Raw genomic sequence first — 22630 nt, forward strand, 5'->3', positions numbered from 1 at the left:
TAAAAAAGGGACCTGAGGTCCCTTTCTTTATCTCACTACCACCGCCAATTATTTCCCGGGCGCAGTCATAGGAGCGCTGACGCTTGTCTTTGCCTTAGACAGCGCAGAGGTTTTACTTGAAGCCACATATTCGCGTCTATTTTCATCTGCCATTGCCTTTGAGGCCAAGGTCATCTCACCCATATCGACCGATGCTGGGTTTGTACTTGGGTGCGAAGTAAACTTAAGACCGGTTGAAGGCTGAGTTGTTGTCTCATCAGCAACTCCTTTCTTGGATGCAGGTTTTTTGTCTACCGCTGTTGGTTCCTTTTCTTCTTGTTTAGCTTGCACCTTCTGTGTAGCAACCGATCCAAGCGCAGATGCTTGTGTAACGTCCGCCTTTACTTCGCTTTCTGCAACACCCGAGTCAGATTTTGGTGCACTGTATACTTCGGTTTGGGTGACCGTTTCTGGCGTTTCGTTAGCTAAACTATTTTCTATATCAGCGCTTTGCTTAGCATTTTTTGTTTCAGTTGCGTTGGCTACTGCAACGTTAACATCTGCAGGCTTATCATTGTTGACTAGTACAGATGCTTCCTGAGTTATTTGCTTGGCCTTGTTTTTGCTAACTTCAGCGTCAAATATAAGCTCTACCTGCTGAGATTCTTCAGTATTAGACTGTTTACGTTTTTGACCAGCAGCACGAACGTGGCGCGGCGAACGTCGTCTTGTACGCGTTTTCCCATCAGGTTCCTCATCCGATCCTGCGCTGAGCTTTTCGTTAGCGTCGGATTTTGATTCTGCTTTTTCGTCACTGTCTGCAGCTGCTATACTTTCAGCGATTACGCTTTCGCTTTCAGCGTTTACATTCTCGCTTCCAATTTTTACGTTTTCACTATCGAATTTTACGCGCTCACTTACAGCTTTCAAGTCTTCAGAGTTAGCCTCCACCGAAGCTGTTGATGCTTCACTTGCTGACGCGTCGACATTAACATGAGCATTCACTGACGTTTTAGTGACTATTTTGTCCCGCCCTGCAGTGTTTACCGTAGCCGGTTCAGTAGTCTCAACTGCGACTGCCTGCTTCGTATCTTGAGTAACTTCATCACTCACCCTTACACTATTTCGCTCCGGACGACGGTTGCGGCGTTCCTGTGGAATTTTACGAGCTTGCTTAGGCGGTTTAACCTGATTTTCGTCGTTACCATTGTCGAGTACATTTTCAATGTCAACGGCCTTAGTTTCTTGCTTTCGCGCTGGACGGCTGTCTGCCCGTTTGTTGGGCGCTGGTTTTGAAGGCGCTGATGTTTCTTGCGTATCAGCCTTTACTTTATCTGTAGGCTTCTCAGCATTTCTTTCACTTGGTTTTACTCGCTTGTTATTTCGACTCCGAGTACGCTCTGACTTTTCGCCACGGTTATCGTTACGAGTGTCGTTGCGAGGTGTTCTGCGTTTAGCTTGGTTCTCTCTACTGGCCGTAGGCTTTTCAGTTTCTTTGGTTTTAGTCTCAGGTGGACTGAATATATTACTGACCCAAGCACTTAGCTTGGTGAATAAACTGGGCACATCTAGTGCGGTATTGTCGAGTCTTGCCGCTGGGCTAGAACCATGCTGGGCGATAGGCGCTTGTGCTGGTCCTGACATGCCTTGTAAAAGAGGTTCTTCCCGCGTTGAAGTCTTCGCAGCTGGTGTATCAGCTGCGGTTTCTTTTTCTTCTAATAGGTCTACGTTATAGCTTAGTTCTGCAATAACGTCAGCAGCGCGACGACGTAATATTTGGAATTTTGGCGTCTCTAAATTAGGATTTGGGATAACAATAAGATTGACACCATGGCGCGACTCTAGTAGTTGGATAGAAGCGCGCTTTTCATTGAGCAAATAGGTGGCAACAGTAACGGGTAGTTGCGCCTCTATTTGGCCGGTGTTATCTTTTATACATTCTTCTTCCATTATTCGTAAAACAGACAAACCTATAGACTCAATACCTCTAATGTTGCCGTAACCGTCACAGCGAGGACAAACGCTGTGGGCAGATTCGCCTAACGAGGGGCGCAACCGTTGGCGTGACATCTCAAGTAAACCGAAGCGTGAAATCTTACCTAATTGGATCCGCGCGCGGTCATTCGTGACAGCGTCTTTCATGCGATTCTCAACGTCGCGCTGATGTTTAACCGGCGACATATCTATAAAATCAATGACAACAAGGCCGCCGAGATCACGTAAACGCAGTTGGCGGGCAATTTCGTCTGCTGCTTCTAAATTGGTATTGTAAGCGGTCTCTTCAATATCACCGCCTTTGGTTGCTCGGGCACTGTTAATGTCAATCGACGTTAGTGCTTCAGTGGGATCTATAACTATAGAGCCGCCTGATGGTAAGCGAACTTCGCGCTGAAAAGCCGATTCAATTTGGGTTTCAATTTGGTAATGCGAGAATAAAGGAACTTCACCCGTGTATTGCTTTACTTTACTAGCGAAGTCGGGACGCACCAGTTGAATATGTTTCAAAGCCTTGTCAAAAACTTCTTTATCGTCAATAAGGATTTCGCCTACATCACGACGCAAATAATCGCGAATAGCGCGTACAATAACGTTGCTTTCCTGATGTATTAAAAATGGTGCTGGCTTACTTGTGGCGGCTTCAGATACTGCTTCCCAGTGATGGATTAATACGTTTAGATCCCATTTCAATTCTTCTGGTGATTTACCTACGCCCGCAGTTCTAACAATCAACCCCATTCCTTTTGGTACGTCTAATTCACTCAGCGCAGATTTCAGCTCGGTACGCTCGTCGCCTTCTATACGACGAGAAATACCGCCAGCGCGAGGGTTGTTAGGCATAAGTACTAAGTAACTACCGGCTAATGACACAAATGTGGTGAGTGCGGCGCCTTTTTGTCCTCGTTCTTCTTTGTCTATCTGGACAATAACTTCGGTGCCTTCACGAATAACTTGTTTAATATTTGGGCGACCATCGTAGCGATAGTCTTTAGGAAAGTAAGTTTTAGCAATTTCTTTTAAGGGGAGGAATCCGTGGCGATCTGCGCCATAATCGACAAAGGCAGCTTCTAAGCTTGGCTCAACGCGGGTGATTGTTCCTTTGTAGATATTTGCTTTTTTTTGTTCGTGTCCGGGGCTTTCGATGTCAAGGTCGTAGAGTTTTTGGCCATCTACTAAGGCTACGCGCAACTCTTCTTGTTGCGTTGCGTTAATTAACATTCTTTTCATATTTTAATAGCTCTGTGTCTATGCAGATCTATGAGCAAACAAAGGTTAGCGCAGAGGCTTTCGCCTGTGCTATTTCAAAAGTGCCTGATATGTAAGACGAAGATAAACGAAGCGTTGGTTTGCTTCGTAGCACGCTGTTATGAGTGCTAATATAGGGCACACAATTCAAGGGCCTAAGTCATATTATTATTAACAATAAAGTAATGAGTGGATACGCTAGTTGTAATTAAAATTTAGCGTTACCTCACTACTTTATGCTTGTTAAGTGTGACTCTTTCTTTTCCTACAACTCACAAAAAGTAGTAAAAAACTACTGCATGTTCTAAGGCGTGCTAATATCATGTGTTATCACCAAATGCTTTTTCATTCGATGTTGCCTGTTGTCTGCTGTTCAATCTGCATTGTTTCAATGCGTGTTCTACCCTGTTTGTGCATTATCTCGCTGCACATTAGTGGGAAAACACAGTAAATTTATCGTTTGTGCATTCTCGAAACATTAACCGTTGTTATTTTCGGTAATGGCTCATATTTTTAAAATGAAGAAAGAGAATAACTTCCCTTATTTAACGGCGATATACATCACTTTCGTTAATCTTATCTGTTATGAGTGACTCTTAAAAAGTGCGTATGTCATTAATAAATATGCGACTTTTGGTAGAGCGTTTTTACACAAGCCATGATACTATCACACCAAAATTATATGACCTAGACAATTAGCCACTTAATTATGTCACGGCTTCATAAAGCGCAGCGAGATATCATCACAATAGTAACGGATATTAAATGGTAAATAGGATTATTCATGTCTGATGCCTTCGACAAAGTACAATTTGTGACTATTGAAGAAGACAACCACCTTCAACGAATTGATAACTACCTTGTTAGTAAGATGAAAGGGGTCCCTAAAAGTAAAATTTACCGAATTTTACGAAAAGGGGAGGTGCGCGTAAACAAAAAGCGCGCTAAGCCCGATTATAAACTGCAAATTAATGATTACTTGCGAATACCGCCAGTGAAAATAGACGATATGCCAACTCAGCAGCTTAATGTCAACAGTCTTGCGTATATAAAGGACGCTATTATTTACGAAGATGATCGTTTGTTAGTCATCAACAAACCATCTGGTATGGCGGTTCATGGCGGCAGCGGCCTAAGCTACGGCCTTATAGAGGCTTTGCGTGCGCTTAGGCCCAATAGTCCCTATCTAGAATTAGTTCACCGGCTTGATCGTGACACCTCCGGCTGCATAGTACTGGCTAAAAAACGTTCGGCGCTGCGGCATTTGCATGAACAACTGCGCGATAAAAAAATGGACAAAACCTATCATGCACTAGTGGCTGGTCACTGGCCCGAAAAGCGTAGTAAAGTAAGCGCTGGCTTACAAAAGAATCAGATTCAAAGCGGCGAAAGAATGGTATTTGCAGATGAAAACGGTAAACATAGTGAAACACGATTCAGTGTTATTGGATACTACCCGCATGCCAGTTTGCTTGAAGCTAAGCCGATCACCGGCAGAACCCATCAAATACGAGTGCATTGCCAGTTCGCTGGTCACGCTATTGCAAACGACAGTAAATATGGCGACGAAGCGTTTACTAAATACATCAAAAACCTAGGCTGTAAACGCCTATTCTTGCATGCAAAAAGCATCGAGTTTATTCATCCAGCGAGTGAAAAGTTGGTTAAATTTGAAGCCCCTTATGACAAGCATTTGGCGCACTTAATCAAAGCGCTTGAATTAAGCAAATAAGGCCACTTCCCAAATTTTAGTAGGGTGTTATGCGTTTGAGCAGGCGGCACATAAGGATACTTAAAACCAAATGTCACAAGATGTAAGCAATGTTAGCCATATCATATTCGATTGGGATGGCACTATCATGAACTCAGCAGGCAAAATAGTGAGTTGTATGCAAAAAGCTGCAGCACTAGCGAGTTTACCCATTCCCAATAGTAAGCAGGTGGAACATATTATAGGCATTAGCTTACTGCCTGCGGTGCAGCAACTGTTTGACATTGGTGTTAATAAGGCGCAAGAAGTTTGCACCTATTATAAACAAGCTTATCTTGAACAAGATCAGACACCTTGTCCTCTATTTGACGGTGCTCATGAGTTGTTATCTGCATTGTCTAGTCGATATACTTTAGGGGTTGCCACAGGCAAAGCAAGAAGAGGGTTACAGCGTGCTTTTGAACAAACGAATTCGGCTGTATATTTTAGTGACGCTAGATGCGCCGATGAAGCAGACTCGAAACCATCGCCCGATATGCTGATTCAGCTACTCAAGCAGTGGCAAATTGAACCTCATCAAGCGGTCATGATTGGTGATACTACTTATGATATGCAAATGGCTGAGGCTATATCCATGCCCAGAATAGGTGTATCTTATGGCGTGCACGATAAACTTGCAATATTACAACATGGCCCCGCTCACGTTGTCGACGCTTTGCATGAATTACACTGCATTTTTCCGCAGCGTAGTTAATTTTGTAAGCGGTAAAAAACACACAGTTTCATAGAATGAAGGTAAAAAAAGAAGCATGAACAGTAAAGTAAGTCAGTATAAGGAGTTAGTTAGTCAGGTGTCTGCGATAACTGCAGGCGAAACAGACAGTATCGCTAACATGGCCAATATAAGTGCTATTTTGTTTAATGGTATGTCAGGTGTAAATTGGGCTGGTTTTTATATTTACAAAGACGAACAGCTGGTGCTTGGGCCTTTTCAAGGTAATCCTGCATGTATCCGTATACCATTAGATAAAGGTATTTGCGGAAGAGCAGCGACAACGAAAAGCGTTCAGGTGATTGAAAACGTGCACGATTTTGCAGGCCATATTGCCTGTGACGCTGCCTCAAACTCGGAGGTGGTGGTGCCCATCATTAAAAACGGTCAACTTATCGGTGTTTTAGACGTTGATAGTCCCAGTTTTGCTCGTTTTGATAATATTGACGCTGAATATTTATCAAAAGTTGTTGATATTTTAACCAATACTTTGAATTAGGTAAACATGAAACATTTTGTAGATATTCATACTATATTATCAACGGCTGAGGATATGGACGATATTCATGATGAGCCGCAAGCCGCCAGTGATAGGCTAAATGAGGTTTTACATTTAGTATACGATATGAGCAGTGACGATATACCCAGTCAAGAATTAGAGAATATGCTTAGTTTTGTATGGGAGCATTGGCACCCAGACAAGCATTTATCTGATATTGAGGTTGACGATTTGGTCGATTGGGTGGATCATCTAATGAATACTTGGGATAATGACGCTTATAATGGCGAAGAATGAATAGAAGTAACTATATTTAATGGAACAAGAAAAGTTAACAAATCAAAAAGAAACAATTACGTTTTTATGTAATAAGTATCCAAAATGCTTCTTTGCGGATGGTTCGGTAAAGCCACTAAAGATAGGCATATTCCAAGATTTAGCCAGCGAGCTAGAAGGATTAGAAGTCGTTAGCAAACGTTTACTTAGGGTAAGTTTACGCCACTACACCAGTAGTTGGCGTTATTTATTGGCCGTGAAAGCGGGCGTGGCTCGCATTAGTCTAACCGGTGAAGACGGTGAAGCGGTAGAAGAGCAGCATGCCCAGCACGCTGCCGAGCAGCTTAAAGAAAGCAAAGAAAAAGCGGCCAAATACCGCGAAAACAACCCCAAAGCTCCTAAAAACCCGGCTAAGCATAAAGGTTATGTAAAAAGCAAAGGGATTGACCCTTCTGATATCAGTACGCCGCAGACTAAGACTGCTACTGGCAAAACGAAATCGGGTTCTACAAAGCATTCAAGTAAAACAAGCAAACCTGCAGCTACATCTGTTTTAGCAGATAAACCTCAGGTGTCGCTAGCAATAACTGAGTTGCATATAGGCAATCAAGCTTTGGTGAAATTAGGTAAGGACCCAATGCCAGTAACAATTACCGACATTGCAAAGGACGGTATTTCTGTGCAACTTAAATCAGGTATGACGGTCAAAGTTCAGCAAGCACAATTGTTCAGTTCACAAAAGGCTGCTAATAACTAATTACTATTCTCGAGGTTTCTCACTTATGCAAATAAAACAGGTCGATACACTTGGTCTATTGTCATTCGCAAAGAAGGCAGTCTCCTTTGCGCTGTTTGGTATCGTTACCATTTCAACTGCAGTTTACGCACAGACATCTACAGTTGAAATATCGCCATCTGAATCTTTAAACACTGAACCTGAAGAGGTTTTAGTACTGCCTATTCTATCGCAAGAAAAACAGCATGCTAAGTCGGTTCGACGCATATCTGATTTATTTGTGCGTGCACATTACAAGAAGGTAGAAATCGATGATGCGTTGTCAGCCCAGATATTCGCCCGCTATTTAGATTTGCTTGACAACAGTAAACATTTTTTTATCGCCAGCGATATTAGTATGTTTGAGAAATACGCGGATAAATTTGATGAGGCAATAAAGTTAGGAGATTTATCGTTAGCCTATGACATTTATCAATCTAATTTGGAACGCCGTCAGGAGCGTTTCGAATACGCGCTTACCTTACTTAATGAGGAGTTTAATTTTGAGCAAAAAGACGACAAGTTTTTCTACGACAGAGAAGACGCTGCATGGGCAAGTTCCCAAACCGAGTTAAATGAGCTGTGGCGGCAGCGCGTTAAGTATGACGCATTAAATTTAAAGCTTGCCGATAAGACATGGGACGAAACCAAAGATATTTTGGATAAACGCTATAAACGCGCTATTAGGCGCTTAACTCAAACAAACAGTGAAGATGTGTTTCAAACCTTAATGAATGCCTTCGCCCGCAGTATAGAGGCACATACGAGCTATTTATCGCCGCGAAATACAGAGCGCTTCCAAATGAATATGAACTTGGAGCTAGAAGGCATTGGCGCCGTGCTGAGAAGTGAAGACGATCATACGGTTATTATGAGTTTGGTCGCAGGTGGGCCAGCGGATAAGACGGGACAAATTAAACCACAAGATAAAATAATGGGTGTTGCGCAAGAAGATGAAAAGACTTTTATCGACGTGGTAGGATGGCGTTTAGATGAAGTGGTTGACTTAATAAAGGGTCCAAAAGGTTCTATTGTAAGGCTTCAGGTCCAAAAGGGCGGTACTGATACCAAAAACATTGAAGAAATTGTAATCACTCGAGACAAAGTCAAATTAGAGGACAGGCAGGCAAAAGCTGAAGTGCTGATAGCGCCTGATGGACCTAATGCTGGGAAAAAGTTAGGCGTAATTGAAATTCCTTCGTTTTATCACAGGCTGCATGCCGACGTGATTAAGCTAATCAGTGATCTTAAGAAAGAACAAGTGCAGGGAATCATAATCGACTTGCGTGGCAATGGCGGTGGCAGTTTACCCGAAGCGATAGCGCTGAGCGGTTTATTTATCGATGAGGGTCCAGTCGTACAAATTAGGTACGAAAGCGGCAGAGTAGATATTGAAAAGAACAGAGATGGCATTAGTTACTACGATGGCCCGCTAACCGTTATGGTTGATCGTTTTAGTGCATCTGCGAGTGAAATCTTCGCGGCGGCAATGCAAGATTTTGGCCGCGGTGTTATTATTGGTGAGCAAACGTTTGGTAAAGGCACTGTGCAGCAGCATCGTTCATTAGAGCGAGCTTTTGACGTATTCGATAAGCCTATTGGCGCGGTGCAGTTTACAACCGGTAAGTTTTATAGAATAAACGGTGGTAGTACACAGCACCTTGGCGTTAAACCTGACATTCTATATCCGTCTCCAATTGATCCCGCAAACTGGGGTGAGAGCAGTGAAGATACTGCGCTGCCATGGGATAGTATTGAAAAAGCTTCTTATGAAGTATTAGCAGATAACACCTCTATCATAAAGGCGCTAAGATTGAAGCATACGCAACGTACGAAAGCAGATCCTGAGTTTCAATATATATTCTCAGATATTGACGAGTACAATGAAAATAAAGACAAAAACTTTATTTCGTTAGTCGCCTCCCAGCGTATTGCAGAAAGAAAAGAAATTGAAATTAAACGTCTTACCAGAGTTAATGAAAGGCTCATTAGGTTGGGACTGCCGGTTGTTGAATCACTCGAGAACGATCTGCCAGAAGCCTTGGACAAAATAGACCCATTTCTATCTGAGGCAGCTAATATCACCTTTGATATAATAAAATCAGGTAGCTACGCATTAAACAAAGTTGTTGAAGATGCGCTGTAATAAGCGTAAAAAAAAGGCGCCGTTAAGGCGCCTTTTTTGTTAGCATAGAAAAACTAAATAATAAAAATAAAAAGAGGTGGTTATGAGTGCACGGGGCCATTTTTCCTCAAGACTTGGATTTGTGCTAGCGGCCGCTGGCTCTGCGGTTGGCTTAGGTAACATATGGGGTTTCCCCACCAAGGTAGCCGAAAACGGAGGTGCAGCTTTTGTTGTAATGTATCTCGTTATGGCATTTTTATTGGCCTACCCAGTACTTATGGCTGAATTAATCATCGGCCGTGCTAAACAGACCAACATGATTAGTGCACTTCAAAAAATTTCTGGCAATGTCTTTGGCACAGTAACGGGTAGCATTGGTGCAGCGACTGTTATATTAATTTTAGCGTTCTACAGCATTGTAGCTGGCTGGATGATTTCATATTTAATTGACTCTCTCGCCAACGTGTCGACACTCAATATTGCTTGGTTAACCAGCGATTCGGTTTTACGCAACCTGTTCTTTACTGGGTTGTTTTTAGGGCTGACCTGTGTAGTGGTAATTGGGGGCGTTAGCAATGGTATTGAACGTTGGTCGGTAAGGCTGATGCCTACCTTACTAATCTTAATAATACTATTGATAATATATGTAAGCACACTTGAGGGTGCAGCGGACGGTTGGCGTGCATTCTTAGTGCCCGATGTATCACGAGTGCTTGAACCAGCGCTAATGGCCGATGCTATGGGCCAGGCTTTTTTCTCCATGTCGTTGGGTGTGGGTACCATGCTCGTTTACGGTTCATACATTCAAAAGCGCGAGAACCTTCCTCAACTAGGCACCTCTGTTGCCTTAGTGGATATTGGCATTGCGGTACTGGCGGGCATGCTAATTATTCCCGCGATGTATGTAGCATTAGCAAATGGGGTAGAGATATTCGATGATGGAAAGCTAATTTCAGGGCCCAATTTGATCTTCAAAGTGCTGCCTTCTTTGTTTACGTCCATGGGATATGCTGGTGCTTATGTCGCATTCGTGTTCTTTTTACTCATGACAATTGCTGCTCTAACATCATCAATTTCTATGTTAGAGGTGCCCGTTGCCTATTTGGTTGACAGTAAAGGTTTGAAGCGCAAGAAGGCGACTATTTTACTGACCACAATGGTGTTTGGTATAAGCAGTATTATTATATTCAACTTTGACTTATTGTTTGGTTTTGTTGTTACGTTAACGACTGAATATAGCCAGCCCTTGCTGGGCTTAGTGCTTTGTGTTTTTGCAGGATGGATATGGCAGCGTGATCAAATTTTAGATGAGCTTAAGCAAGGTAACAAAGACATTGAAAAAGGGCTGTTTTGGAAAATTTGGCCTGTGTATGTGAAATTTGTGTGTCCTGTTGTCATTGCACTAATGTTTTTGCGTACGGTATTGTAAACTTGCAATATTTTACGGCGCTAAGTCAAATAATAAAAATACAAACACCTAGAATATGGATAATAATATGAGCTCTAGCATTAAGCAGCCGTCTCTTGTAGATGCGTTAATTCCTATATTTACACTTATTGTGTTGATGTTTAGTGCCGTTATGTTATTTGGCGCTGACTCTTCCTACGGACCTAATCAAATAGCATTGTTGATTGGTATGTTTTTGGCCGTAATCATTGGGCTCAAAAACGGACATAAGTGGCAAGACATTGAAGAAGGCATGGTGAAAGGTATTTCGATGTCTTTAGGGGCTTGTTTAATTCTGCTTTCTGTTGGCGCACTTATCGGCACTTGGATGCTAGCAGGTACAGTGCCCACGCTGATATATTATGGTTTGTCATTGCTCAGCCCTAGCTTGTTTTACGCTGCTAGCTGTCTTATTTGTGCGGTTGTGGCTGTGAGTATAGGCAGCAGTTGGACAACAGCTGCCACCATCGGTGTGGCCCTAATTGGGGTGGCCACAGGTATGGAACTTTCGTTGCCAATCACCGCAGGCGCCATCGTTTCAGGTGCATATTTTGGTGATAAACTGTCACCATTGTCTGAAACAACTAATTTAGCACCTGCTATTGCCGGAACTGATTTGTTTGAACACATAAAGTATATGCTGTGGACAACGGTACCAAGCTTTATCATTAGTCTTATCTTGTTTGTTATGTTGGGTTTTAATGCAGAACTTGTTGACTCAGCGCAGCGTATACAGTCTATGCAAGCGCTATTAAACCAAGAGTTTACCATTGGCTGGTTCACACTTATTCCTCTTTTTGTTTTGTTGGGATTAGCCGTGAATAAGATGCCTGCGTTTCCGACTGTCTTTATTGGTGCAATATTAGGTGCGGTGTGGGCACTTATTTTTCAGCAAGATTTAATTGCGGAAATGGTTTTAGCCCAGTCAGATAGCTCAACTAACCAGTTTATTATTAATACCTTAAGTGTAGGGCAGTTTGACGCTATAAAAAGTGTTATGGTTGCTTGGACTGCACTTTTTAGCGGTGTTTCGTTTAACACCCCAGATGAAAATCTGAATAGCTTGCTCTCTAGAGGCGGCATGGCAAGCATGCTAAATACTATTTGGCTGATTATATGCGCCATGTCTTTTGGCGCTGTGCTTGAGCGCGTTGGTTTACTTAAAGCCATAGTCGCAACCTGTTTAAAGGGCGCTACCAGCGCCGGAGACATGGTAACGCGCACTATCTTAACCTGTTTAGGCACTAATTTAGTAACGGCAGATCAATACATTGCGATTGTCATGCCCGGCAGAATGTACAAGAGAGAGTTTGAAAAAAGAGGGCTTCACCAGCTTAATTTATCTAGAAGCTTAGAGGATGGTGGCACCATTACATCGCCTTTAATACCATGGAATACCTGCGGTGCTTATATGCACGGTGTGCTGGGAGTGCACCCTTTCGCTTATATATTTTATGCGTTTTTTAATTTAATAAACCCAGTGCTAGCGATTATTTATGCCTATTTAGGGATCAAGATACTGCGCCTAACGCCACCTAAGGTGGAAGTTAAAGCTCAACGCTAGACCTTGTTGCTTTATGGCCGGTATAAAGACTATTAATTCTCCATATCAACAGTAGTCATCTAATAATATAATTGACTAGTTTTTATTTCTTCACATAGAGTATTTTTAAATGACTATATCATCAACAACATCGCCACTGCTGAGCAAAAAAAGACGCGATTATACGCCGCCAAGCCACACTATTGAGACCGTCGATTTACGTTTTGAACTAAGCCCCCAAGAGACTAAAGTTACGGCCGTTTCAACGATAAAACGAATTGATACGCAGTCGTCTGTTTTATTTTTAGACGGTAAAGATTTGTGTTTGCAGTCGATTAAAATTGATGACCAAATTTTGACAGAAAATGATGATTATAAAATGCTCGATAATGGTCTAGAGCTTTACACCTCGCTTGCGACCTTTACCCTTACCGTTGTGAACACCATAAAACCCATTGAAAATACAAGTTTAGAAGGGCTATATTATTCAAATAACGCATACTGTAGTCAGTGCGAAGCTGAAGGCTTTCGTAAAATTACTTATTTTTTAGACCGCCCCGACGTTCTCGCTATTTTTACAGTAAGCATAGTCAGCACAGCAGAAGCTGACACTTATTTATTAAGCAACGGTAATCTTATTACAGATACTGGTTTTGAAAATGGTGAACGCACTTGCGTATGGGAAGACCCTTTCCCCAAACCAAGCTATTTGTTTGCATTAGTGGCGGGTCATTTTGATAAGCTAGTTGATGAGTTCACTACTCAAAGCGGTAAAAAGATCGCATTAGAGCTTTTTGTAGATGAAGGTCGACTGGGGCAAGGACAACACGCCCTAGACTCTTTGAAAAAGGCAATGAGTTGGGACGAACAAAATTACGGACTCGAATATGATTTAGATATATATATGATAGTGGCCGTTGATTTCTTCAATATGGGCGCGATGGAAAACAAAGGCTTAAATGTATTTAATTCTAAGTTTGTGTTGGCTGATGCGCACACCGCTACAGATGAAGACTATTTTAATGTAGAGGCGGTTATCGCACACGAGTATTTTCATAATTGGACAGGTAATCGCGTCACGTGCCGAGATTGGTTTCAATTAAGTCTAAAAGAGGGTTTGACGGTCTTTCGTGATCAACAGTTTTCGGCTGATATGTACAGTGATTTAGTGACCCGCATTAGCCATGTAAATGTAATGCGCGAAAATCAATTTGCAGAAGACGCGGGCCCCATGAGTCATCCCATTAGACCTGACGAAGTAGTTGAAATGAGTAACTTTTACACAGTAACCGTCTATAATAAAGGCGCAGAAGTAATACGTATGCTGCACACTCTTTTAGGCAAAGCTGGTTTTAGAAAAGGCATGGATGAGTATTTTGCTCGCCATGATGGACAAGCGGTTACCTGCGATGATTTTGTGAATGCAATGCAAGATGCAAACGGCGCAGATTTATCGCACTTTAAGCGTTGGTACTCCCAGTCGGGTACGCCCAGGGTGAGAGTTGAGCAAGCAAGCACAGGTGACAGCCAAACCACCCTAAGCTTCACTCAAATAAATACACCAACGCGCACGCAAGCGCAAAAACAAGATTTGTATGTGCCCATAAAACTCGAATGTTTTGATAAGAATGGCCACAAAGTCGATACTCGTTTAAAAAATGATACATTAGTGATGAATAGTGCAAGCACCGCGCTAGTTTTAGATGTGCCGAACGAACAAATTACGCCGTCTTTGTTACAAGATTTTTCAGCGCCGGTGCTTATTGAATACGACTATACATTGTCGCAACTGCTAATTATTATTGAGTTTGCTGGCAACGACTATGCGAAATGGGAGGCGTCGCACAATGCTTATATAATGTTAATAAAAGAAATATATAATGCAGCAAATGGCGCAAACAATAATGCTGATATGCAACTGAGGCAAGACATTGAAAAACTGGCTACCGCCATTAAAAATTTGACCGTAGCACCTGAGGTGCTCGCGCAAATTCTGTCGGTGCCTAGCGCAGAATCATTATATTCTCAAATAGAAAAAGTAGACCCGATTATGTTATACCATGCTAGACATAAAGTTGTTGTGCAATTATCGAATACTTTACATCATTTTTGTATACGTCATTACCTACGCTTGTCTCAAAACCCAAGGCCATACGCCTATGAAAAACAGCAAGTAAACAATAGATCCTTAAAAAATACCTGTCTTCACTTACTCGCCCATAGCAGTGCCGAGACAGTGGCACCGCTTATTGCCTTACAATATAAAAATGCGCACAATATGTCGGACCGTTTGGGAGCACTAAAAGCTGCACAGGTCACTCAAGATGATACCTTTGACTCTTTAATGATCGCGTTCGAAGAGCAATTTGGAGATGACGCAGTGGTGATGGATAAATGGTTTGCTATGCAGGCAAAATCGAGTAAAACCGATATATTGGCACATTTAGATTTGCTGCAAGCGCATCAACAGTATTCAATTAAAAATCCTAATAAAGTGCGCTCGCTCATTGGTTCGTTTGCGTTTTATAACACCTTGGGTTTTCATCAAATTGATGGGTCTGGATACAAATATTTAACTGATTACCTAATTACTTTAGATAAAGTAAACCCACAAATTGCGTCGCGATTAATGACACCCCTCATGCAGTTTTCACGCTATGCAAGCACGAATCAAGTGCTCATTAAAGCGCAGCTTAACAGGCTCTACGGTGTAAAGGGTTTGAGCAAAGATTTGTTTGAAAAAATTAGTAAAGCGCTCATTATGTAACCTAGTGTTGGCGTGATTGTTGTATGGTAAAGAAAAGCAATCTTCATCAATCGTACTGTTTTTCAGTGAATTTGCACTATGCCCAATGTGAAGATTTGTATCGCCAACAAATTAAATTTCTACTGGTGACAAACAGTAAATTCGAATGCCTAAGTAAAATATGCAAAGATTTATTTCGCCAAGCTGCCTGCAGGGCAATTACGGGCTAATCGTCGATACTAATAACAAAATCGTTAGTGTTAAATGTATTCGTTAACAATTATGCAATGATTAACACCTCATAAGCGGCTTAAAAAACAAGCATGATATTGCAAGCGGGCGATAAAAGTTTATAAATATCACGTTAATGAAGTAACTGGTACGATTTGTTCTTGCGATTACATTAAAATGATGTAATCATTTTGTTAATATCAAACGAAGTGTTGTGTTTTTTTTTAGCACACCCAAACAAGTGTATTTGAAGAAGGTAAACCCATGACAAATAAGCCTAGCGCCTTTAATAAAACTTCTATCGCAATAGGTATTGCATCAATAATAGCGGCAATGTCTAGCAGTGTTTATGCTGCTAACTGGAGTTTTGGCGACGTAGAAGTCAATTTTGATTCTAACTTCACATTAGCGACAAGTATTCGCGTTGAAGACCGTGATTTTGATCTTATTGGCAACAGTAACCACCCTCAGTTCGACTGGTCTGGCTATAATGCTGCAACCAATGTAATTTATCCAAGCGCAGATGTATGGGCACTGTCAGATGGCGCGTATTCTACTAATGGCGATCTAGGCAACTTAAGTTACGATCCAGGCAAAGCGTTTTCAACTCAGTTCGTTGGCTTACATGAACTCGATGTTAATTACGGCGACTATGGCTTTTTCGCACGTGGCTTCTATTTTTATGATTTTGAATTGTCCGACAACGATAGAGACTGGGCTAATCCTATTACCGGAGTAACGGTTGACCCTTGTAGAGATTCAAATGCTAAAGAGGAGCTTTGCAGTGATGTAAGAATGTTAGACTTCTTTGCTTATGCAAATTTATGGGTCGGCGATATGCCGGTTAGCATCCGTGTAGGTGACCAAGTTGTAAGCTGGGGAGAGAGTACGTTTATCCAACATGGTATTAATACAACTAACCCCGTTGATGTGACGCGATCACGAGCGCCTGGCTCCGAACTCAAAGAAGTATTTATTCCCGTTGGGATGGTATATGCATCGATAGGCCTTACCGATGCCGTGAGCGTTGCAGGTTATTATCAATATGAATATGAGCGTTCGTTGCTGCCAGTAGCAGGTAGCTATTTTGCGGGCAACGACTTTGCAGGCGAGGGCGGTTCGTTTAATAATATCCAACTGGGTTTCACCGGAAACCCTGACATTGACGCAGACACCTTAATAACGCAGCTAAATGGCATAGGAGCAGCCTTGGCCTCTGGTACTATTTCTCCACAACAAGCGGGTCAAGCCTATTTAGCGTATCCAACAAAAGTAGCTGTAAGGGCACGCGGTGACGCAGCGCATGATGAGGCCAGTGACTCGGGTCAATATGGCTTGAAACTATCTTGGTTTGCGTCTGAGCTAAACGAAACTGAGTTTGGTTTTTATCATATTAATTATCACTCTACACGACCCTTAGTATCAGGGCGCACATCTGACTTTACGCCGGCTAGCATTGGCAGAGATTTAAATATCCTAGCGTCTGGTGGCGTGACCAGAGATACTATTACAAACTTAGGTGCATTTACGGAAACAAGATTCACCTACCCAGAAGATATTAAATTGTACGGGGTAAGTTTTAACACCACAGTCGGTCAAACAGCGCTCTCTGGAGAATTCGCCTACCGTCAAGATGAGCCCTTGCAAATCGATGACGTAGAACTTTTATATACCGCAATGCCAGAGCAGCTTGCCAATGCAGGTTTACGTCCAGACTTAGCCGGTATATCACAGTTGAATAATATTGATAGAAATGTAGGGCCCGGCGAGACCGCAGAAGGATTCTGGTTGTTAGATACTTGGCAGGTGCAGATGACTGCTTCGCATGTATTTGGCCCAAGATTGGGCGCCGATAATCTGATACTTTTAGGTGAAGCAGGCTACGTACGCGTTCGAGACTTTCCAGACCCCAGCATTATTCGTTTAAATGCACCAGGCACTGCTCGTACTCCTTCATTAGAACCCATTGGAGATAATAACAGGGAAGGTTTGCATACAGGTATTTCCAATGGGCCAGAAACTAATCCATTTGCCACCAGTAGCGCATGGGGATATCGCTTACTCGCGGTAGCCGATTTTAATAATGTGTTTGCGGGTATGAATTTACGCACTCGCGCGACCTTCTCACATGATGTGAATGGCACCACACCCGATCCACTGTTCTTGTTTCTTGAAGATACTAAATCAGCTAACCTAACATTTACGCTAGACTACCTAAGCAAGTGGTCATTTTCGGCGGGCTACAGTGCATTTTGGGGCGGTATAGGCACTACTAATGCGCTATCCGATCGTGATTTTGCCTCATTTAACATTAAATACGATATTTAAGGACCCAACCAATATGAAAAATTTAAGTGTAATTGCAAGCAGTATTGTAATCGCAATTGCCAGCACTCATGCACTTGCGAAAGTGTCTGATGCTGAAATCGCAGAGTTAGGTCAACGTTTAACACCTTTAGGGGCGATACAGGCAGGCAATGCCGACGGTAGCATTCCCGCATGGAATGGGGGCATTACCTCTGCGCCGGAAGGTTACACGGTGGGTGACTTTCACATCGACCCATTTCCAGACGACAAACCGTTGTTCATCATAACCGCCGCTAATTATAAAGAGTACGCTGAGTTTTTATCTGACGGTCAACAAAAGCTTTTTGAAACATATCCTGATACTTACAAAATGCCGGTGTATCAAACAAGAAGAACCGCTTCTAACCCTCAGTTTGTGTATGACGCTACCAAACGAAATGCTAAAACTGCTGAGTTGATACAGGACGGAAACGGCCTGAAAGGCGCTGCGATTGGCATCCCATTTCCGATTCCTCAAAGTGGCGTTGAGGCTATATGGAACCATACGCTTCGCTACAGAGGTCAAGGTGTTCAGCGAAATGGCGGGCAAGCGGCGGTAACCGCAGGCGGCGATTATAACGTTATTGGTTTTGATGAACAGCTAATGATAAAATATGCCGAGACGGGCATGACACCAGAAAGGCTGACCGAAGAAAATATACTGTTTAAATTTAAGCAAAGTGTAACTAAGCCAGCAAGGCTTGCCGGAACCGCTTTACTCGTTCACGAAACGGTTGATCAGGTTAAAGAGCCACGTCAAGCATGGACATATAATACCGGCCAAAGACGTGTTCGTAGAGCGCCTAATATCGCTTACGATGCACCGGGAACCCAAGCCGATGGACTGCGCACAACCGACGATTTTGATATGTTTAACGGCTCGCCCAATCGTTATAACTGGACACTCGTAGGCAAGCAAGAACTTTATGTTGCCTATAACAGCTATGCTATTCACAGTAATAACGTTACCTATGAAGATATTCTGCATGCTGGGCATGTAAATCCAGACCTAACGCGATTCGAAAAGCATAGAGTGTGGGTTGTTGAAGCAAACATAAAAGATGAATTTCGTCATATTTACCAAAAACGTGTGTTCTATATTGATGAAGACAGTTGGCAAATTCAAGTCGCTGATATGTACGACAACAGAGGCGAGCTTTATAGAGTTGGCATTGCGCATGGTGTAAACTATTATGATGTGCCGACTCATTGGTCCACGCTTGATGTATATCATGATCTCAATTCGCGTCGTTATCTCGCCATAGGTTTAGACAACGAAGAATCAATGTATGACTTCACCATAGCGCTTGATGACAGAGAATTCACGCCGCAAGCTTTGCGACGAGAAGGCAAACGTTAATCGCAAAAACGGCTGGCTTTGCCAGCCTTTTTTTATGAAAGTGAGAAAGTGAGAAAGTGAGAGAGTGTGAAAGTAAAAAATATTAGTGTAGCGGCCGTTCTTAGTTTACTTGGGCTTGCAACAGCAAATGCCAACGAGCTATCTTTTATAGCGCCTTTAGTGAAAGAGTCTTTACTGTTGGGTGTAAGCGAAGGCAAGCACAATGTAATTGTAGGTGAGCGTGGCCATATATTGGTTAATCAAACCACGGGTGACGCGTTTGCTGAAAATTTTAGGCAAGTTCTGTCTCCTGCTAACGTCACCTTAACCGATGTATTTAGTCTGAATAACTTTGCATGGGCAGTTGGGCACGATGCCACAATAATTAAATCTTCCGATGCAGGCCTTACATGGACATTAGTGCAAAGCGACCCTGATTTAGATAGGCCGTTGCTGAGCGTCTATTTCTTCGACGAAAAGGAAGGTATTGCTGCTGGTGCATACGGACTCTTCTACCGCTCAACTAACGGTGGTGATTCATGGGTGCAAGAAGGACACCCAGGGATGTTGTCGCCAGATGACAATGATTATTTAGACAGTATTAAAGATGACGAAGCCTTTTATTTAGAAGAGCTGTCGTTTATTTCTCCTCATTTGAACAAAGTTTCTGCAAGTGAAAATACACTTTACGTTGCCGGTGAAGCTGGTTTATTGGCAACTAGCAGCGATAAAGGCAAAAGCTGGAAACGTATTGATATAGGTTATCAAGGGTCTTTCTTTGACGTTGGCATACTACCTAACGAAATATCGTTAGCCGTTGGTTTGCGCGGTCATATGTTTGTATTGGCAACTGATGAACAATTACCTATTGAAACCTGTGTAACGACGTCCTTAAATTCAGTGATTACATCTGAAAACAAAGTGTTTGTGGCGGGCAATAATGGTGTGATATTGAGCATTGACATTCAAAAACTAAACGAAGACTCTGCTAACGCCTACGACACCTTCGATAGAGCCAACATCGCTAATTGCAAAAGGCATCCCTCTGTTTCGCTTGTAAACACTGACTTTTCTGATGCAATTTTAGGCGGTATTATATCCAATGACCGTCTTTTGTTAGTCACCGCAGGTGGTTTAAAAACAATGGTAATAGAAGAATAAGATGAACCCATTCGTTAAAAAAATTGAAAATATGGTGTTTGAGAATCGCATGGCGGTTGTCATCGTCTTTTTAATCGCCACGGTATTCTTAGCCTATCAAGCCTCTTTGCTCAAATTAGATGCTGGCTTTACCAAAAACATTCCACTTAACCATGAGTTCATGCAAACCTACATCAAGCATCAAGAAAATTTTGGTGGTGCAAATAATATATTGGTGTCGGTATGTGATAAAAATCAGACCATTTATAATCAAAACTTTTTTGACACACTTAAAAATGTACATGACCAGCTATTCTTTATAGAAGGCGTCAATCGCTCCCTCGTTGTTTCGTTGTTTGCACCCTCTACTCGCTTCACAGAAATTGTAGAAGGTGGCTTTTCAGGTGGCCCCGTTATACCGGCTGACTTCAACTCCTCTGATCCTGAATCGCTACAGATTGTGCGTAAGAATATTGATAAAGCAGGTATTGTTGGACGTCAAGTCTCTAACGACTCGCGCTGCGCTATGGTAACGGCACAGCTTTTAGATATAAGCCCTGAAACGGGAGAGCCTCTTGACACCTTGCAAATAGCCTCAAAGCTCGAAGATCAGCTGCGCGGCCAATATGAAAATGAACAAACAAGTGTTCATATTATTGGCTTTGCCAAGATGATTGGTGATGTGGCTGATGGTGCTAAAGATGTGCTTATGTTCTTTGCTATTGCCATCGCAATAACGGCTATTATGGTGTACTTTTTCTGTAAGTCACTTGTATTAACGTTTTTACCTTTGGCGTGCTCCATTGTGGCCGTTGTTTGGCAACTAGGTCTGCTTACGGTATTCGGATTTGGCATGGATCCCATGTCTATTCTAGTGCCGTTTTTGGTCTTTGCGATAGGGGTGAGCCATGGCGTGCAGATGATCAACGCCATGGGCAAGAAAGCGGCAAAAGGTATATCGGTTAAAGATTCTGCCCGACATGCGTTCTCATCGTTATTGATACCGGGCGGAGTGGCTTTGCTGTCAGACACGATTGGTTTTATGACGCTCTTAGTGATTGATATCGGCATAATAAAAGAGCTGGCTATTACCGCCAGTATGGGGGTTGCGGTTATTATACTGACTAACCTGTTGCTGTTGCCTGTGCTTATGTCATATGTGAAACTATCAGACTCGCATAAAGAGAAATACGCCAAAGAGCCTAAAGAATCGAAATTTTGGTTAATGGTATCCAACTGTGCGTCGCCTAAAATTGCGATAGGTATTGTGGTCGTTACCGGTGCACTCTTCGCATGGGGAAGTTATCAAGCACAATACCTGAAAATAGGCGACCTACACGCCGGAGCGCCTTCTTTACATGAAGACTCTCGCTACAATCAAGACACCTTCTTGATTACCGACAAGTTTGAAATAACGGTTGACTATATTTCGGTTATCGTTGAGGCAACGCCTGAAGCTTGTACGCGCTTTGAAGTAATGAGCGCAATAGATGAATTCCAATGGAAAATGGAGAATATTCCGGGCGTTCAATCCGGCATATCGCTGTCGTCGGTAGCTAAAAAAGTAAACGCTGGTTACAACGAGGGTAATCCCAAGTGGCAAGCACTACCGCGTAATCAGTCCACCATGGTGCAGGCGGTTTCACAAGTACCTTCTTCGTCTGGATTGTTAAACAGCGATTGCTCGGTTATGCCTGTAATCTTGTTTATGGAGGATCATAAAGCGGAAACAATTGATACCGTGGTGAAGGCTATAAAAGAGATTAGTCAAGAGTATGAAACAGACGAACTCACGTTCAAATTAGCATCGGGCCCTGTTGGCGTGATGGCGGCGACAAACGAAGCGGTTGAGGCTTCCCAAGATCCTATGCTGTATTACGTATTTGGTGCCGTAATCATATTATGCCTTATTAGTTTTCGTTCGATAAGGGCGACGCTGTCAGTGGTAATACCGCTTTACGTGGTGTCGGTCTTGGCACAAGCATTAATGACCTTTTTAGAGATAGGCTTAACGGTGTCTACTTTGCCAGTGATTGCCCTTGGGGTAGGTATAGGCGTTGACTATGGGATTTATATTTTGTCGACTATGTCGCAGCGTTTAAAGGCGGGTGACGATGTACAAACTGCCTATTTAGAAGCTTTAAAAGAGCGCGGTAGTGCCGTATTGTTTACCGGCATCACGCTGGCGATTGGCGTGAGTACATGGGTATTTTCAAGTTTAAAGTTCCAAATGGATATGGGGATACTACTCACGTTTATGTTTTTAGTGAATATGTTAGGCGCAATAATAGTGTTACCTGCTATTGCTTTTCTGCTGTGGTTTAACTCACATAAGAAATAACTCACATAAATTACTAAAAAAGGACCAATAAGGTCCTTTTTTTATACATTTTGAAACGATGGGAAGCAAAATGTAAATATTTAGTTAATATAGCTGGCAAACCACTATTAAATCTAG

14 protein-coding genes are annotated in these 22630 nt (G+C 42.5%); 13 read left to right on the forward strand and 1 reads right to left on the reverse strand.

From position 1 onward, the window contains the following. Positions 1-48: 48 nt before the first annotated feature. Positions 49-3195 carry a ribonuclease E gene (gene rne / locus GPUN_RS03685; RefSeq protein WP_006003509.1) on the reverse strand — a complete coding sequence of 1049 codons (3147 nt, stop codon included), beginning with the start codon at positions 3193-3195 and terminating at the stop codon, positions 49-51. A gap of 811 nt (positions 3196-4006) precedes the next feature. Between rne and rluC the strand changes: the two genes are divergently transcribed. The 13 genes from rluC to GPUN_RS03750 all read left to right on the forward strand — a co-directional run bounded on the left by rluC (position 4007) and on the right by GPUN_RS03750 (position 22513). Next, positions 4007-4954 (forward strand): 23S rRNA pseudouridine(955/2504/2580) synthase RluC, encoded by a 948-nt coding sequence (gene rluC / locus GPUN_RS03690; protein WP_006003514.1) that lies wholly within the window; start codon positions 4007-4009, stop codon positions 4952-4954. 70 nt (positions 4955-5024) lie between these two features. After that, the gene (locus GPUN_RS03695) at positions 5025-5687 is read left to right on the forward strand and encodes an HAD family hydrolase (RefSeq protein WP_006003516.1); all 663 of its coding nucleotides are present in this window, start codon (positions 5025-5027) and stop codon (positions 5685-5687) included. A gap of 55 nt (positions 5688-5742) precedes the next feature. After that, positions 5743-6204: a free L-methionine (R)-S-oxide reductase MsrC gene (locus tag GPUN_RS03700; protein WP_006003518.1), complete on the forward strand. Its 462-nt coding sequence runs from the start codon at positions 5743-5745 to the stop codon at positions 6202-6204. Between the two features lie 6 nt (positions 6205-6210). Further along, positions 6211-6501, forward strand: coding sequence for a hypothetical protein (locus GPUN_RS03705; protein WP_006003520.1), 291 nt, complete (start codon positions 6211-6213; stop codon positions 6499-6501). Positions 6502-6520: 19 nt separating this feature from the next. Further along, complete coding sequence (gene proQ, locus GPUN_RS03710; protein ID WP_006003522.1) at positions 6521-7237, forward strand: RNA chaperone ProQ; 717 nt, start codon at positions 6521-6523, stop codon at positions 7235-7237. A gap of 25 nt (positions 7238-7262) precedes the next feature. Then, positions 7263-9401, forward strand: a complete 2139-nt coding sequence (prc, locus tag GPUN_RS03715) for a carboxy terminal-processing peptidase (RefSeq protein ID WP_006003523.1) — start codon at positions 7263-7265, stop codon at positions 9399-9401. A gap of 82 nt (positions 9402-9483) precedes the next feature. Continuing rightward, entirely contained in the window at positions 9484-10809 is a 1326-nt protein-coding gene (locus GPUN_RS03720; protein ID WP_006003525.1) for a sodium-dependent transporter, read from the forward strand. A gap of 67 nt (positions 10810-10876) precedes the next feature. Continuing rightward, positions 10877-12391, forward strand: a complete 1515-nt coding sequence (gene nhaC / locus GPUN_RS03725; RefSeq protein WP_006003527.1) for a Na+/H+ antiporter NhaC — start codon at positions 10877-10879, stop codon at positions 12389-12391. 109 nt (positions 12392-12500) lie between these two features. Continuing rightward, entirely contained in the window at positions 12501-15137 is a 2637-nt protein-coding gene (gene pepN, locus GPUN_RS03730) for an aminopeptidase N (protein WP_006003529.1), read from the forward strand. Positions 15138-15611: 474 nt separating this feature from the next. Then, a complete protein-coding gene (locus GPUN_RS03735; RefSeq protein WP_006003534.1) occupies positions 15612-17675 on the forward strand; it encodes a DUF1302 domain-containing protein in 2064 nt (687 codons plus the stop codon). A gap of 13 nt (positions 17676-17688) precedes the next feature. After that, positions 17689-19053: a DUF1329 domain-containing protein gene (locus tag GPUN_RS03740; RefSeq protein ID WP_006003536.1), complete on the forward strand. Its 1365-nt coding sequence runs from the start codon at positions 17689-17691 to the stop codon at positions 19051-19053. 66 nt (positions 19054-19119) lie between these two features. Continuing rightward, complete coding sequence (locus tag GPUN_RS03745; RefSeq protein WP_006003537.1) at positions 19120-20193, forward strand: YCF48-related protein; 1074 nt, start codon at positions 19120-19122, stop codon at positions 20191-20193. Position 20194: 1 nt separating this feature from the next. Further along, positions 20195-22513: an efflux RND transporter permease subunit gene (locus GPUN_RS03750; RefSeq protein WP_006003539.1), complete on the forward strand. Its 2319-nt coding sequence runs from the start codon at positions 20195-20197 to the stop codon at positions 22511-22513. Positions 22514-22630 lie beyond the last annotated feature (117 nt).

It is taken from the genome of Glaciecola punicea ACAM 611 (assembly GCF_000252165.1).
GTDB classification, from domain to species: Bacteria; Pseudomonadota; Gammaproteobacteria; order Enterobacterales; family Alteromonadaceae; genus Glaciecola; species Glaciecola punicea.

Bases quoted from the DNA above. Each gene is read 5' to 3' on its own strand.
- GPUN_RS03750 (WP_006003539.1), top strand. From the start codon at position 20,195: ATGAACCCATTCGTTAAAAAAATTGAAAATATGGTGTTTGAGAATCGC.
- proQ (WP_006003522.1), top strand. From the start codon at position 6,521: ATGGAACAAGAAAAGTTAACAAATCAAAAAGAAACAATTACGTTTTTA.
- GPUN_RS03695 (WP_006003516.1), top strand. From the start codon at position 5,025: ATGTCACAAGATGTAAGCAATGTTAGCCATATCATATTCGATTGGGAT.
- rluC (WP_006003514.1), top strand. From the start codon at position 4,007: ATGTCTGATGCCTTCGACAAAGTACAATTTGTGACTATTGAAGAAGAC.
- GPUN_RS03705 (WP_006003520.1), top strand. From the start codon at position 6,211: ATGAAACATTTTGTAGATATTCATACTATATTATCAACGGCTGAGGAT.
- pepN (WP_006003529.1), top strand. From the start codon at position 12,501: ATGACTATATCATCAACAACATCGCCACTGCTGAGCAAAAAAAGACGC.
- rne (WP_006003509.1), bottom strand. From the start codon at position 3,195: ATGTTAATTAACGCAACGCAACAAGAAGAGTTGCGCGTAGCCTTAGTA.
- GPUN_RS03720 (WP_006003525.1), top strand. From the start codon at position 9,484: ATGAGTGCACGGGGCCATTTTTCCTCAAGACTTGGATTTGTGCTAGCG.
- prc (WP_006003523.1), top strand. From the start codon at position 7,263: ATGCAAATAAAACAGGTCGATACACTTGGTCTATTGTCATTCGCAAAG.
- GPUN_RS03700 (WP_006003518.1), top strand. From the start codon at position 5,743: ATGAACAGTAAAGTAAGTCAGTATAAGGAGTTAGTTAGTCAGGTGTCT.
- GPUN_RS03740 (WP_006003536.1), top strand. From the start codon at position 17,689: ATGAAAAATTTAAGTGTAATTGCAAGCAGTATTGTAATCGCAATTGCC.
- GPUN_RS03735 (WP_006003534.1), top strand. From the start codon at position 15,612: ATGACAAATAAGCCTAGCGCCTTTAATAAAACTTCTATCGCAATAGGT.
- nhaC (WP_006003527.1), top strand. From the start codon at position 10,877: ATGAGCTCTAGCATTAAGCAGCCGTCTCTTGTAGATGCGTTAATTCCT.